General features: G+C 60.0%; 10 protein-coding genes. 8 read left to right on the top strand and 2 right to left on the bottom strand.

Translation table 11 applies throughout. The features are described from left to right. The first annotated feature begins 8 nt into the window (after positions 1–8). The 3 genes from GGR39_RS09560 (at position 9) to GGR39_RS09550 (ending at position 3,439) form a co-directional block, all read left to right on the top strand. Positions 9–1,046 (top strand): LLM class F420-dependent oxidoreductase, encoded by a 1,038-nt coding sequence (locus tag GGR39_RS09560; protein ID WP_183616930.1) that lies wholly within the window; start codon positions 9–11, stop codon positions 1,044–1,046. A 378-nt stretch (positions 1,047–1,424) separates the two neighbouring features. Continuing rightward, entirely contained in the window at positions 1,425–3,020 is a 1,596-nt protein-coding gene (locus tag GGR39_RS09555) for a GMC family oxidoreductase (protein WP_183616929.1), read from the top strand. A gap of 101 nt (positions 3,021–3,121) precedes the next feature. Then, positions 3,122–3,439 carry a 2Fe-2S iron-sulfur cluster-binding protein gene (locus GGR39_RS09550; RefSeq protein WP_058737261.1) on the top strand — a complete coding sequence of 106 codons (318 nt, stop codon included), beginning with the start codon at positions 3,122–3,124 and terminating at the stop codon, positions 3,437–3,439. Positions 3,440–4,307: 868 nt separating this feature from the next. Here GGR39_RS09550 and nhaA read toward each other — a convergent pair. Continuing rightward, positions 4,308–5,483 (bottom strand): Na+/H+ antiporter NhaA, encoded by a 1,176-nt coding sequence (gene nhaA, locus GGR39_RS09545; RefSeq protein ID WP_183616928.1) that lies wholly within the window; start codon positions 5,481–5,483, stop codon positions 4,308–4,310. Between the two features lie 271 nt (positions 5,484–5,754). Further along, positions 5,755–8,040, bottom strand: a complete 2,286-nt coding sequence (katG, locus tag GGR39_RS09540) for a catalase/peroxidase HPI (protein ID WP_183616927.1) — start codon at positions 8,038–8,040, stop codon at positions 5,755–5,757. Positions 8,041–8,416: 376 nt separating this feature from the next. Here katG and pgl point away from each other — a divergent pair, with 376 nt between their 5' ends. The 5 genes from pgl to GGR39_RS09515 all read left to right on the top strand — a co-directional run bounded on the left by pgl (position 8,417) and on the right by GGR39_RS09515 (position 14,254). Continuing rightward, positions 8,417–9,127: a 6-phosphogluconolactonase gene (gene pgl / locus GGR39_RS09535; RefSeq protein ID WP_343055848.1), complete on the top strand. Its 711-nt coding sequence runs from the start codon at positions 8,417–8,419 to the stop codon at positions 9,125–9,127. A gap of 877 nt (positions 9,128–10,004) precedes the next feature. Next, positions 10,005–10,805 (top strand): transporter, encoded by an 801-nt coding sequence (locus GGR39_RS09530; protein WP_221226059.1) that lies wholly within the window; start codon positions 10,005–10,007, stop codon positions 10,803–10,805. A 190-nt stretch (positions 10,806–10,995) separates the two neighbouring features. Further along, positions 10,996–11,592: an FAD-dependent oxidoreductase gene (locus GGR39_RS17080; protein WP_221226058.1), complete on the top strand. Its 597-nt coding sequence runs from the start codon at positions 10,996–10,998 to the stop codon at positions 11,590–11,592. Positions 11,593–11,646: 54 nt separating this feature from the next. Continuing rightward, positions 11,647–12,186 (top strand): FAD/NAD(P)-binding protein, encoded by a 540-nt coding sequence (locus GGR39_RS09520; protein ID WP_183617130.1) that lies wholly within the window; start codon positions 11,647–11,649, stop codon positions 12,184–12,186. 1,234 nt (positions 12,187–13,420) lie between these two features. After that, positions 13,421–14,254 (top strand): formate/nitrite transporter family protein, encoded by an 834-nt coding sequence (locus GGR39_RS09515; RefSeq protein WP_246388598.1) that lies wholly within the window; start codon positions 13,421–13,423, stop codon positions 14,252–14,254. The last annotated feature ends 33 nt before the right edge of the window (positions 14,255–14,287 follow it).

The following is a 14,287-nucleotide window of genomic DNA, read 5'->3' as shown; positions in this document are numbered from 1 at the left end:
GGCCGAGGATGAAGCTGGGTATTGGTATCGGATACGCAGGCGCGAAGATGGACGTGCCGATCGAGCGTATTCGGCGCGCCGAGGCGCTGGGTTTTGATTCGGTCTGGACGGCAGAGACGTACAGTTCCGATGCCATGACGCCGCTGGCTTATATCGGCGCCCTGACCGACCGTATCCGGCTGGGTACCGGAATCGCGCAACTGGCGGCGCGCACGCCAGCGAATATGGCCATGGCCGCCCAGACCATCGATGCCATGTGCGGTGAAGGCCGGATGATCGTGGGCCTTGGTATGTCAGGCCCGCAGATCGTCGAGGGATGGTACGGACAACCCTGGGGCAAGCCGAATACGCGGATGCGCGATTACGTGGCGATCATGAAGCAGATATGGAAACGCGAAGGCCCCGTCAGTCATCCGGGCAAGGAAATTTCGCTGCCTTACACCGGCCCTGGCTCCTCTGGCCAAGGCAAGCCGCTTAAAAGCATCCTGCACGGCAACCCTGATATTCCCGTTATGCTGGGCACCGCGACGCCCTTGAACATCCGGATGACCGCGGAAATCGCCGACGGCTGGATGGCGATGCATCTGGCCCCCGATAGCTTCAAGACCCGCTACAAAGCCATTATCGAGGAGGGACTGGCACGGCGTAGCGATGGCAAGGCGCTACAGGATTTTGAGATCCGCACCTCTCTCAGCGTCCAGATCGTCGATGATGTGAAGGCCGCATTAGATGCGCTCAAGCCGATGGTGGCGCTTTATGCCGGGGGCATGGGGTCCAAAAGCACGAACTTTCACAAGGACGCGATGATCGAGCGTGGCTTCGGCGCGGCGGCGGAACGCGTCCAGGAACTCTTCCTCGCGGGCCGCAAGGATGAGGCCGCCGCGGCGGTTCCGGATGAGTATATCGACGACGAAGGCTTGCTCGGCCCGCCAGCTCGGATCAAGGAACGGTGGCAGGCATGGCGCGATTCAGGCGTCACCAGCATGTGTTTCCTGGACGCGACCGACGAGGTCGTCGAACTGATGGGCAGGATAGGACGCGATTGATGGGCTCTCCGCGTGCCACCATAGCGATCATCAGATTACAGATTTCTTCGCCCTTTTGCCTGACCGATCAAACCGCATTAGCCAAACGGACGAAACTTAAGTAGTGGGCGCTTCACGGCGGCCGGTCGGCTCACGTCAGGTCGTCCCGTACGGGCGTATCGGTCTGATCCTCACGGCGGTGCTCATGCCAAGCAGGTGGAGAAAGCGATGGAATTCGAGCTTCGTGCTGTCTCCCCAGCCCAATCCACCAAAGATGCTGTTGAAAAACGCGCCTCCTTCCTCGAAAAGCGCGATCCTACCTTGACCCAAAGATAACCCCTTCATTCCGAGTCACTCTGGCTTCACGAGTCACTCCGATCAACTTGCAGGATCCAGGCGATGGCCGAATTTGACTATATCATTGTAGGCGCCGGATCGGCCGGTTGCGTTCTGGCCGAACGCCTTTCAGCTGATCCGCGCAACCAAGTGCTCCTCATTGAGGAAGGCGGGCGCGGTGATCATTGGATTACCGAGATGCCCAAGGGCTTTGGCAAAACCACGTCCGACCCTGCCACCGCCCACTTCATCCCGACGACAAACAAGCGCGGCGCGGGGCCCGAGACATGGGTTCGCGGGAAGATGCTGGGTGGCTCGAGCGGTATCAACGGCATGGTCTGGAACCGGGGTGCGGCGGAGGATTACGATCGCCTGGCCGAACTGGCTGGCCCCCAGTGGTCATGGAGCGAAATGCTGCCCTACCTGCGCGGATTGGAAAATCATCGCATGGGCGAAAGCGACACGCGCGGCGTAGGCGGCCCGATCGAGATTTCGAACCATCCTGCCCCGTCGCCGCTGACGCACGCTTGGATCGAGGCGGGTGCGCAACTGGGCCTGCCGGTGAAGGAAGAGCACTCCGTTCGGGCGCAGGAAGGCATCGGTTTGATGCAATGGAATATTGATCGACGCGGCCGCCGCGTCAGTTCCGCGCGTGCTTTTCTCAAGCGGGCGGAAGGTCGGTCCAACCTGACGATCGCCAGTGGCGTGAGAACGGACCGCCTGATCATCCGCAATCATCGTGTCGTCGGCGTGGAAGGTATGCGCGATGGGCAGCCCGTCACATACGCAGCGCGCGGCGAGGTGATCCTGTCTGCTGGCGCGATCGGCTCCCCCCGTATCCTCCAGCTTTCGGGCATCGGCGATCCTCAGGTTCTGTCAGCTGCCGGTGTGCCGGTTGTGCTGGAAAGCCCCTCGGTAGGGCGACACTTCCGTGAGCATCTGCTGATCAACCACAATTTTCGCTTACGTGATCCCAGGCACAGTCAGAACGCCGCTTACGGCGGCCTCGCCCTCCTCAAGAACGTGATAAGCCACGTTCTATTCGGCAAAGGTCCGATGTCCTACGGCTCTACAGAGGCAGCCGCGTTCGTACGCGTCCTGCCAGATGCGCAGCGGCCTGATACTCAGATCATGTTCCAGCCCTATTCGCTGGATCCCAACAGCGGCCTGGCGTTTGAGAAGGAACCGGGGATGAGCCTCTACGCCTTCAAGCTGCGCCCCAGCAGCGAAGGCACCGTTTTCATCGGGTCGGCCGATCCGGCAGCTCCTTTGGTAATCAATCCGAACTATCTGGGCGAAGAAGAGGACCGCCGCGCCGCGATCAATTCGACGCGTTTCATCCGCAACCTTATGAAGCAGCCCGCCATCGCGGCCTTCACGTCAGGCGAGGTGGCCCCCACCGCAGGTAAGGAAAGCGATGAGGAAATCCTAGCACTCTACCATGAGCGCGGCCAGGCCGGCTATCACGGTACCGCAACCGTCAAGATGGGCCGCGACAACTCCGCGCCGCTGGACGGCAATCTGCGTGTCCGTGGCATCGAAGGTCTGCGCGTGGTCGATCTGTCGGTCTTCCCCGAGATGATCGCCGGCAACACCAATGCGCCCACGATGGGCATGGCAGCCCGCGCCGCCGATTTGATCCTAGCCGAACGCAAGTAGGGCACGGCGAGAGCAAAACTTGGTAGCGCAAGTGAACCTGACGTTATAAAGCGCACACAAACTTGCTCGCACACGGCGTTGCATGGAAAAGGGAACTGGGAATGGCAAAGCTGACGATTGTTACGCGTGAGGGTACTGAACAAGAAGTAGAAGATGCCGGTGGCCGTAGCGTGATGGAAATCATCCGCGATAACGGCGTCGATGAGTTGTTGGCCCTGTGCGGCGGCTGCCTCTCGTGCGCGACTTGCCATGTCTATGTGGATGACAGCTTTGTCGATCGCCTACCGAAGATTTCAGAAGACGAAAACGACCTCCTTGATAGCTCTGAGAACCGGACAGAGCGTTCGCGTTTGTCTTGCCAGATCGAGTTCAATGACTCGCTCGATGGCCTTCGCGTCGAGATCGCCCCAGAGGATTGACCCATGCGCGCGGACTTCGGCTGATGCCGAGGTTCGCGTTTTAGTGGTGAGGCTTTGCTCAATCCGGCCGAGGCAGAGCCTGTGCGCCAAGGACTTGATTTGCCCAAGCTTGATTTGAACAGCCTCCCACCTGAACCATCCCGCGAAATGCCACCGGAATTTGCTGATGCCTAACAAGGCCAGGTGATTTGCAGCACCGCACACGCGGACGGGCTCAAAGATGGTATCGACACTCGCATAATCATGCCACCCGGCCGGTAGTCATCGCAGCCTCGATGATATGAGGAAGAGAATAACCTTGCTGTCATCTTTTTCGGCAACGCATCGTCGACAACGACGATGGGCATCATGTTCGTAACGAGGGTAACAAACCGCTCGTCATCCTGGCGATCAGCTTTACCGAAGCATCCCCCATTGGCAGGTTCTGGTCCACCGCCGACGGCCCCAGTGATGAGACGATCACCTGAGATCGGCGACGGCGCGACCGCGGGTATCATCGGCTAGGCCACAGTACGTTTTCAGAATCATACTTTATACGTCTCACGAGATGAGGCCACCACCGACCGATAGCTCGCATATGCCCAGGCAATAGAGATGCTTCCTCGCCAAGTTCGATGATAAGCGATGGCTATACAAAATAGTTTAATCGAGACGGGACTTGCGGATGCGCTGCGAGCCCGTCCAGTCTCAATCGGTCGCCGTTTCCTTTTTTCGCTGACTTCGATCCAAGTCTGAGCAAGGTTGGCGCGAACGCCGTCTTGCGCATCCGTTATAATCGCTTCCAGCCAACCGCGATCCTGCTGATTCGCGAATGCATCCGCACCTCAGCCCCTCAATCAAACGAACTCCATCTGCCAACTCTCACAGATCAGATGGCGCAGGTATCTCGTTTTGCTTGGTGCAGGATCGCGCAGCCGAGGAGCCCCGCCAGCAGCGAGCCCACCAGTACGCCGATCTTGGCTTCCGCCTGCAGCAGCGGGCTGCCCGGAAAAGCGAGCAGCGTGATGAAGATGCTCATTGTGAAGCCAATACCACATAGGCATGCCACCCCGAACATCTGCAGCCGACCGGCGTGTGCGGGCATGTCCGCCAGGCCCAGGCGCACCGCGATGGTGGTGAAGCCGAAGACACCCACGATCTTGCCGATCAGCAGCCCGGCGCCAACGCCGAGCGTAACCGGGGCGATGAGGGCGCCGGGCGGCAATCCAAGAACCGGCACCGCCGCGTTCGCCAGACCGAAGATCGGCACCACCAGGAAAGCGACGGGCAGGTGCAGCAGGTGCTCCAGCTTGTGAAGCGGGCTGATGCTGTCACAGTCGGACCGGCTGGGCGTGCGGTCCATCGGAATGGTGAAGGCCAGCATCACGCCGGCCAACGTCGCATGAATGCCTGAGCGAAGCACGAGTACCCAGAGAACCAACCCTATCAGCATGTACGGCTCAAGGCGCCGCACGCCGAACCGGTTGAGGCCGATCAGGACGACCAATGCGGCCACAGCACCGGCCAGGTCGGGCAGCGACAAGCCAGTCGTATAGAAGAGCGCGATCACCACCACCGCGCCCAGATCATCGATGATCGCCAGTGCCGCCAGGAAGATGCGTAGCGATGCGGGCACCCGGTTGCCGAGCAAAGCGATGACGCCGAGGGCGAAGGCGATGTCTGTCGCTGCCGGGATCGCCCATCCCGCTGCGGTCGGCCCGCGATTAAATGCTAGGTATATCAACGCCGGGACGATCATTCCGCCTGTCGCGGCAATCCCGGGAAGAATGCGCCGCGGCCATGTCGAAAGCTGGCCGTCCAACACCTCGCGCTTGATCTCCAGTCCGACCAGCAGGAAGAATAGCGCCATCAGGCCGTCGTTTATCCAGTGTTCGAGCGAAAGCGGGCCGAAATCAGTATGCAGCATCTTGGCATAGCCGGGGCCGATCGGCGAATTCGCTATGCCGAGCGCCACGACCGCAGCGGCCATCAACACCAGCCCCGCCGATGACTGGGCGTGGAGGAAACGACGGATCGCGCTAGGGCGGGAATGGGCGTGGTTCATGATTTCGGCTTTCGGACACAGGCATACACCGCTAGCGGCCCGACCAGCGTGAAAACCTGCCTGTCCCGACATACCGGAGACAAACACCCTAGGCAGCTATTGCATTTGTATCCCGACAGGGCAACTCGATGCGGTGCCTCGGTCTTGTTCGAGCCATGGCCCCCAATCCACCCCTTCACCTCCCGCAATCGGCATCGGCTCGGCATCGCGTATATCTGTCTCCCAGCGCAAATGGCTCGGCGACTTTTCCGCGATGCCAATCCTGGAGCGGTCAGTCAGACCGCCCATCCCGCTTCTGATCGAAACGATCCGCCATCATGACCTTCGTCCAGGCCGCCACGAAGTCCCGGACGAGTTTGCGATGGCCGTCATGCGATGCATAGACCTCCGCGATCGCCCTGAGCTGCGAGTTTGCGCCGAAGATCAGGTCGTTGCGGGTCGCGCTGAACCGCGTCTCGCCACCATCGCGGGTCGTGAGGTGGAAGCGATGGCCGCGCTCATCGGCCTTCTTCCATTCGTAATCCATGCTGGTGAGGACGGTGAAGAAGTCATTGGTCAGCGTGCCGACACGATCGGTGAAAATGCCATCGCTCGAGCCATCCCAGTTGCTGCCTAGCATCCGGAGGCCACCAGTCAGCGCCACCCATTCGGGAGCGGACAGGCCCAGCAGCGCGGCGCGATCGAGGAACACCTGCTCGGGAGAAAGTCGTCCTTCCACGATCTCTTCGAATTGATCATCGACAAAGTTGCGGAATCCATCGACGACCGGGCGGAGCCACTCGAAGCTATCCGCGTCAGTGCGATCGTCGGTGGTATCCATGCGTCCGGGGACAAACGGGACCGCCACGGCCTCACCGGCGTCGGCCGCCGCCCGCTCGACCGCGACGCAACCCCCAAGCACGATCATGTCCGCAAGCGACACGCGCTTGCCGCCGGTAGCAGAGTCATTGAAATGCGCCACAACCGCACGCAGCCGCTCGATGACCGGTATTGCCCGGCGATTGATCGCCCAGTCCTTTTGCGGTGCCAACGCGATGCGCGCGCCATTCGCTCCCCCGCGCTTGTCCGTGACGCGGAACGTGGAGGCTGACGAAAAGGCTGCAAAAGCCAGATCGGAAACCGAAAGCCCGGTGTCCAGAATTTGCCGCTTCAGCGCATCGATGTCGGCATCGTCGATGAGCGGGTGATCGACCGGCGGGATCGGATCCTGCCACAGCAAATCGTCCTGTAGCGTCTTTTCAGGGCCGAGATAACGCTCCTTGGGCCCCATGTCGCGGTGCGTGAGCTTGTACCACGCCTTGGAAAATTGCAGCGTGAAGTAATCGAAGTCCGCCAGGAACCGCTCACAAATCGGGCGATAAACGGGGTCGACCTTCAAAGCCAAGTCGCTGGTCATCATCATCAGCGGATGGGTCTTGCCGGGAATATGGGCATCAGGGGTCTGCGGCGCGGTCTTGTCAACCGGCGTCCACTGCAACGCGCCGGCGGGGCTTCGCGTCTGTTCCCATTCGAACTTGAATAGGTTCTCCAGATAGCTGTTGTCCCACTGGGTCGGGTCAGGCGTCCAGCTGCCTTCAATACCGTTGGTCATCGTGAATTCCCCCGCGCCTGAACCTTCGGGGTTGTGCCAGCCAAGACCCATCTGCTCGAGCGGCGCCATCTCCGGCGGAGCACCGATGCGATCGGCCTTGACCATACCATGGCTCTTGCCAAAGGCGTGACCGCCGGCGATCAGCGCCACGGTTTCCTCATCGTTCATTGCCATGCGGGTGAAGGCGATCCGGATATCGCGTGCCGAGGCCTGCGGGTCGCCGTTTGCGTACGGCCCCTCCGGATTGACGTAGATGAGGGACTGGTGCGTCGCGGCCAGCGGCTGTTCCAGATCGTAGTCAGCGTCACCATTGCTCCCGCGCCAGCGCTTGTCGCGGTTGACCATCTCGTCGAACGAGGAGACGGTGGTCATGTCGACGACTTCGGGGCCCCAGTAGGTGGCGTCATCCGCTTCCCAGGAATCGTGGCGACCGCCGGCAAAGCCGTAAGTGGGAAAGCCCATGATCTCCAAGGCGCAGTTTCCGGTCAGCACCATCAGGTCTCCCCAGGATAGCGCAGCGCCGTACTTCTGCTTGATTGGCCAGATCAATCGGCGCGACTTATCGGTGTTGCCATTGTCCCACCAGCTATCAATCGGTGCGAACCGCTGCATGGCCTCGCCGGCGCCGCCGCGGCCGTCAGCGATGCGGTAGGTGCCCGCAGCGTGCCAGGCCATGCGGATCATTTGCGGGCCATAATTGCCGTAATCCGATGGCCACCACGCCACCGAACTGGTCAGGAACGTCTTTATCTCCTGCTTCAGAGCCTGAAGATCGATCGCTTCGAAAGCGCCGTTGTAATCGAAATCTCCCAGCGGGTTGGCCTGCGGGCCGTTGCGATGCAATTGCTCCACGCGCAGTCGGTTGGGATACCAATCCTGCAATGTCGGAGGGGTGGTTTGCGCGCCACCGATGCGATCTCCGCCGAAAGGGCATTTGCCCGCCAGAACGTCCTTGTAATCATTCATGAGAAGTCTCGCATCGATTAGGGCGAGCACCGCCGTCATGGCCGCATCCGCATGTGCAAGAACGAGGAGGGGGTCCTTCCGTTTCCTCCAGATCATGATTTAAGTTAACATTGCGGATCCCGCGCGCCAACGCGCCGCGAACCGGTTAAACCGTTCCACAAGGAAAACGTTCATTTCCGGATCACACCCACGGCTTTTCGTGGGCCGGCAAAACGCCCTCGACACATTGTGCCCTGTGGCACTCCCCGGTCATACTGGCGAAATTCATGGAACTGGATCACTGCCACTATTGGCCGGGAAATCGGGTTCGGCTAGGAGCCTCCAGGATGATGGCTGGTAACGGCATCAGTTCGAGCCAAGCTATCGAGGAATGTACGTGAGCGAAGAAATTGAATGGTGGGAATATGACGACGCCGCCGAGATGGCGGCAGCCGTCGCCGGTGACGTGGCGTTCATCATCGAAAGCGCAATCGAAGCACGCGGTGCCGCGGTCATCGCGCTAGCGGGCGGGAATACCCCGATACCGATCTACGAAAAGCTGGCATCGGCCAAGCTCAACTGGAAACGCGTCACGATCATCCCCACTGACGAACGCATCGTGGCGCTGGGTGATCCGCTGAGCAATGTGACGGCGGTGGCCAAGTTCTTCTTGCCCAAAGGCGCTCGCGTGATCCCGATCGTGCCCAATGCGCTGGCAGACTATAAAGCGGCGGGCCGTTCCGCAGATGCCTTGATGCAGGACCTGCACTGGCCTCTCGACTTGTGCCTTCTTGGCGTCGGCAACGATGGACACACCGCTTCCATTTTCCCGGGCCCTGACCTTGAGGAAGCGCTGACCAGCCCGAACGGACGGCGCGCCTTGGGCGTAATGCCAGAGCCTATGCCGACCGATGCCCCCGTGCCACGCGTCACCTTGAGCCTTGCAGCGATAACCACGGCCCGCGCCCTGATGATTGCCGCTACCGGCAAGGAAAAGCGCTCCGTAATCGAGCTCGCTATCAAACAGGGCAATGCTTCAGCATACCCGATCGGGCGGGCGCTTGCCGGCACCGAATTGCCCGTCGACATTCATTGGGCGCCGGCCTGAGCCTGTCACGGTGTCGCGTTATCATCGCGCGACACGTGCGACTGCAATATCTCAAAATCCGGGCGGTTGATAAGCGTATCACCGCCCAGTGCGCGGTAATAGGTAGTAGCAGGTTTGGGCACTGATAGCGATGATGCTAACGGCCCTCGCCGTAACCGAGACGATCATTTACACGCTGCGGCGAGCAAAAGAAGAACATGCTACTCACCGCAAGCTCAAGGTGGCATAGGTCGTAACAGACCCTGGGCCTACATTTGCGCCGCACTACATGTGCTGGGTTCGCCGCTCACATCTGGAGCGATATTGAGTGTCAGCTATGGCATCGACCGTAGCTGAGCTGGGACGGACTGACTGTCTTTCTTTTTCTTGATCTACGTTAACGATTGAGACGCCTGCCGTTTAATTTCACAACATGGGCTGCGAGTGTCAGTTCATAGTGCCTAGGAATGCCGGCCGTACGGTCAGGAAATATCGATGTTATTGCGGATTTAGTAGCCGAAAGGCCTGTGATGAGTGATTTAGAAAACTCCGCCCCCATGAGGCTTGCAAGCACTGCCTGGATCGAGGCTGTAAACGCGCCCTTACGCCGTTGTCCGATCCTGCCAATCGCCCCCGAAAGGTGAAATGGCGTTGCTTGAGCAACATCACGCCAGCACATCTGCTTGCAACGCCTCAGACCAACATTCCTACCATTTTGCGCAAGGCATTGGAAAACAGGCCAAGTCTCAGCTGGCACGTGGATTGCTAAAGGTTGGGAAGGTCGGATAGGTGCCAGCCAGGCACGGTGTCCGGTCTTGTCCTTTTGCCGGAGACCTTCATGCCATACCGTCGCCTGAGCCTGACGCTCGCATTCCTCGCGGCTTTTGTCACGCCGTCCGTGTCCTACGCCGTCGATCTCGATGCAGGCGATTACGATCCCGCCAAGCCTGGCACCAGCCTGGCGCTAGTCTATTTGCAGCATGCCGAGCGGGACGAGCAGGACGTAAATGGAGACAAGCTTCGTGGCCAGAACGACGTGAATACCGACGTCGCTATCTTCCGCCTTGTTCGTTACGTGCAGATTGCCGGACTGACTGTGGCGCCGCAGGTCTTGGTTCCGGTCATAGCACAGCGCGGCCTGGGCGATCGGGCCTCGATTGGTCGTAACACCGGTTTGGGTGACATCATCCTCGCCGCCCCGGTCTGGCTGGTAAACCGGACCCAGACCAATACCTATTTTGGCGTGACCCCGTATCTCTATCTTCCCACCGGCGATTATGATCCCAACCGCGCATTCAATGCTGGTGAAGACCGCTGGAAATTGAACCTTCAGGCCGCAGGAACAGTTCGCGTCGCACCGAAGCTGGCATGGGATGCAGGCGCGGATATCACCTTCTACGGCAAGACCGGCAAGTCCTTCGCTGGGGGCCGGATGACGCAAAAGGTCGGCTATCAGGTCCAGTCCTCGCTACGCAACTTTGTGAGCGACCAGTTTGATCTGCGCGGCGGCGTCTCTCATGCCGAGGGGGGCGACTGGACGCAGAACGCGCTGATCAACCGGGGCTTCACCCAAACAAAATTCTGGATCGGCACCGCAGTGAAGCCCAGCGCCAGTACCCAGTCATTTTGGCGCTCGGCCGCAATTTCGATGTGCGCAATGGCTACAAGGAGGATGGGCGCATTAACGTGCGGCTGTTGAAGTCGTTCTGAGCTGCTAGATCTGCTGATCCTCTGTTGCCCCAGCAACACCCCATCAGCAAAGCATGAGCGTGAAGCTCCGGTGGTCGCTACCCCCGCTCGGACCGGCGTGAATTGTCCCAAATGGTACGGCCCTTGCTGATGATCAGGAGGATGCGCGGACCGACGTTCGCTCACCGAAGGTCTGGAGTATGACATATACCACCGCCCGTGCCGCCGCGCCGCTTCGCGATGCTTTGCGAACCGCGACATCGCTTGGCGAGTTGTTCAAACAATCCGCGATCGCGCGGGATCGGCATGGCGGCACGCCCCAGACCGCGCGTGACCTGCTGCGCGAAAGCGGCTTGCTGTCGCTCACGATCCCGCGGGTGCACGGCGGAACCGGGGCCAATTGGGCAACGATGATGCAGACCGTGCGCATCATCGCGCGGGCCGACAGCTCGCTTGCCCACGTTTACGCCTTCCACCACCTGATGCTCGCCACCGTGAGGCTATTCGGTTCACCTACCGTACCGACGGTGGCGATCATCGGCGGCGGCTTCACCGGAGCCGCTGTCGCTTATCACTTGGCGCGCCTTGCCGACGATCCCGTGCGCATCCTCGTCTTCGAACCGCGCGCGGAGATCGGGTTGGGCGTGGCGTACTCGACGCAGGACCCGGTCCACCGCATCGACGTGCCCGCCGGGCGGATGACGCTGCTGCCCGATGACGAGGACCACTTCGTCCGCTGGATCGCGGCCCATGACGCGTTGGACGGCGACCCGGACGCGACACTGGCGAACGGCTAGTCCTATCCCGCCCGCAATCTTTTCGGTCGCTACGTAGCCGAATAGCTGCGTCCTTTGCTGGCAAGTGGCCGGATCGAGCATGTTCGCGCTCAGATCGCTTCGGTCGAAGATGAGGGAAACGGCTGGAAGCTGGAAACCGACGCCGCCCAGAGCCTCAGCGCCGACATTCTCGTCATCGCGACCAGCCACCCGCCGCCGGCCCCACCTGTCATACTTGCAGAGGCGTTCGACGGACAGCCCAAGTTCGTCGCGGACCCTTGGGCGATCGACGCGCTTGCCCCGATAGGCCAGGACGATCGCGTCCTGATCGTGGGCACCGGCCTAACCATGGCCGACGTCGTCGCGACGCTGGATGCGAGCGGGCACATGGGACCGATCACCGCGATTTGCAGACGCGGCCAGCGATCGAAAAGCCATGCCGCGGTCCGCGTTGATCCATTTGGAGATTTTGCTACTTCGGCCTCACCCACGGCCCTCGACCTACCGCGCCGTATACGCTTGACAGTAGAGGCGGGCGGACAGTGGCAAGGATTGTTCGACCGATTGCGGACACAGGGTCCAGATATCTGGAGAGCTCTGCCGCTGGTCGAATAGCGGAGATTGATCCGGCACTTACGGCCCTTCTGGGATACGCACCGCTTTCGGATCGCGCCACAGTTTGGTGCCATCCTCGATCGCCGCATTGCAAAAGGAACGCTGACGACACAAGCCGCGTCCATCCGCTATGCCGCGATGCAATCAGGTCAGTTCGCCCACCCTACGAGACCGCTCGGACCGGCACCGCCGGGACGTGCAGACGATGCAGACGTTCGATGCCGTCATCACGACTACAGGGCCCAGCCACGGCAGCATTCTAAGTTCGCAATCTTTCCTTTCACAACTTCACAAATCCGGTTTTCTCTTGCCGGACCCCACCGACCTCGGGATCGCAGTAAATGAAACCAGCCGGGTGATCGGCATTCAGGGGCCTAACCCCAGCGTCTTTATCGCCGGTCCGCTGGCGCGGGGGGACGTTCGGCGAGTTGATGGGACTTCCTGAAATAACGAACCACACCATGTCAGTGGCAATAAATATTGCCAAACTTCTTGAGTTTCCAACTTCCATACTGACGGGGGTTGAAGCATCCCGAAGGCGTTGTTCTGCGATTAAACTGTCACAATTTAGATAGATACGTGAAGCCCCTTCCAAAACACACGGTATACGAGTGGAACACCCGCATTGCTCCCGACGGAGACGACCCGGTCGGCTAACGGCGGGCTTCACTTCTTCCGGCGAAATTTCACCGGCTGCCCGATATCGACTTACGGCCCCCGCGCCGCCTACCAGCTACAATTTTCTGCTCCCGACCTGCTGAATGGTTATGGCTCTGACGGCCACACGGATTTCCGCTCGGAAACAGGGGCGCGATCCTGCCACACACCGATGCAAATGTGCGGATCAGAGTATTTGGCGAACCGCCGGCCCATGCTTTCACGATCATGAAAGGCTACACGATCGTAAATGTCAGCATTGGCTAGCTCTTTAACAAAAAATCTTGAATTTGCCGTTTTCGCACGCGATCTGTTCGAAAAGAATTATAGACCGAATCTGGCAGTCCAGGCAGACAATTTGAGTTTGATTGTCCGCATGCCAAGCGACCCGCACGTGATCGGACTGACGCTACGAAGCCGTCTGCAACTGGGAAAGGATGGCACATGCCGACAGCCAAGTGAAATGACAGGGTCGCTTATCGAAACTTGGCAATTCGTAAACGACATTTTCGCACCCAAGCCCCGAACCGCTCCGCCAATCGTTGCTCCTGTGGCAACTTTGCACGGGAGAGAGATCTTGGCTGACGATCTGGAGGTCAGGAAAGGCGATATCGACTTGAGCGACGATGAACGCGCGGCAGTCTCTGAGAGCGCGTCCACCAACGCGAAGGTGCTGCACGAGGTCGTGCGCAGCAGAGGCGACGAGGAACTGAGCCGGCCTGCATTTTCCTTGATTTGGTCGGCCCTCGCCGCCGGCGTGGCGATCAGCGCTTCTCTACTGGGACAGTCGCTGCTGGAGAGTATGTTGCCCGATGCTCCATGGCGTCCACTCATCGCTAGCCTGGGATATTCGCTGGGATTTGTGATTGTGATTCTCGGCCGGCTGCAGCTTTTCACTGAAAGCACCCTTTCGGCGGTGCTACCTGTCGCCACCCATCCAAGCTGGGGCAATCTGGGTCGATTGCTACGCCTTTGGGGGCTGGTACTTGCCTTCAATCTGATCGGCACTCTCCTGATTGCGTTTGCGATAGAGGCCGTGCTGATCGGCTCTTCGGAACAGCGTGCTGCGATGCTCGACGTATCGCGCAAGTTGCTCGAGCACGATTGGCTCGCCACGATGAAGCTTGGCATCCCGGCAGGCTTTCTCATTGCGGCGGTCCCATGGTTGCTGCCTGCAGCCCGCGGACAGTCCTTCTGGGTCGTGCTGACGCTGACCTATTTCATTGCGCTTGGCGGGTTTGCGCACGTCGTGGCAGGCTCTGGTGAGGCATGGTTGCTGGCCGCTGCGGGAGAGATCAGTTTTTCGTTTGCAATGTTGAATCTGATAGTTCCGGCGCTGTTCGGCAACATCATCGGCGGCACAGGGCTATTCGCTTTGCTTGCACATGCTCAGGTCAGACAAGAGCTATGAGCGCCTTCACAAAATGCGACTGTGGGTCGGCAT

The sequence above is a fragment of the Novosphingobium fluoreni genome, from assembly GCF_014196615.1.
In the GTDB taxonomy this organism is placed as follows: domain Bacteria; phylum Pseudomonadota; class Alphaproteobacteria; order Sphingomonadales; family Sphingomonadaceae; genus Novosphingobium; species Novosphingobium fluoreni.
Note: the sequence above shows the minus strand (reverse complement) of the source record. Positions and strands in the feature narration are given on the sequence as shown.

Bases quoted from the DNA above. Each gene is read 5' to 3' on its own strand.
- GGR39_RS17080 (WP_221226058.1), top strand. From the start codon at position 10,996: ATGACATATACCACCGCCCGTGCCGCCGCGCCGCTTCGCGATGCTTTG.
- GGR39_RS09550 (WP_058737261.1), top strand. From the start codon at position 3,122: ATGGCAAAGCTGACGATTGTTACGCGTGAGGGTACTGAACAAGAAGTA.
- GGR39_RS09555 (WP_183616929.1), top strand. From the start codon at position 1,425: ATGGCCGAATTTGACTATATCATTGTAGGCGCCGGATCGGCCGGTTGC.
- katG (WP_183616927.1), bottom strand. From the start codon at position 8,040: ATGAATGATTACAAGGACGTTCTGGCGGGCAAATGCCCTTTCGGCGGA.
- nhaA (WP_183616928.1), bottom strand. From the start codon at position 5,483: ATGAACCACGCCCATTCCCGCCCTAGCGCGATCCGTCGTTTCCTCCAC.
- GGR39_RS09560 (WP_183616930.1), top strand. From the start codon at position 9: ATGAAGCTGGGTATTGGTATCGGATACGCAGGCGCGAAGATGGACGTG.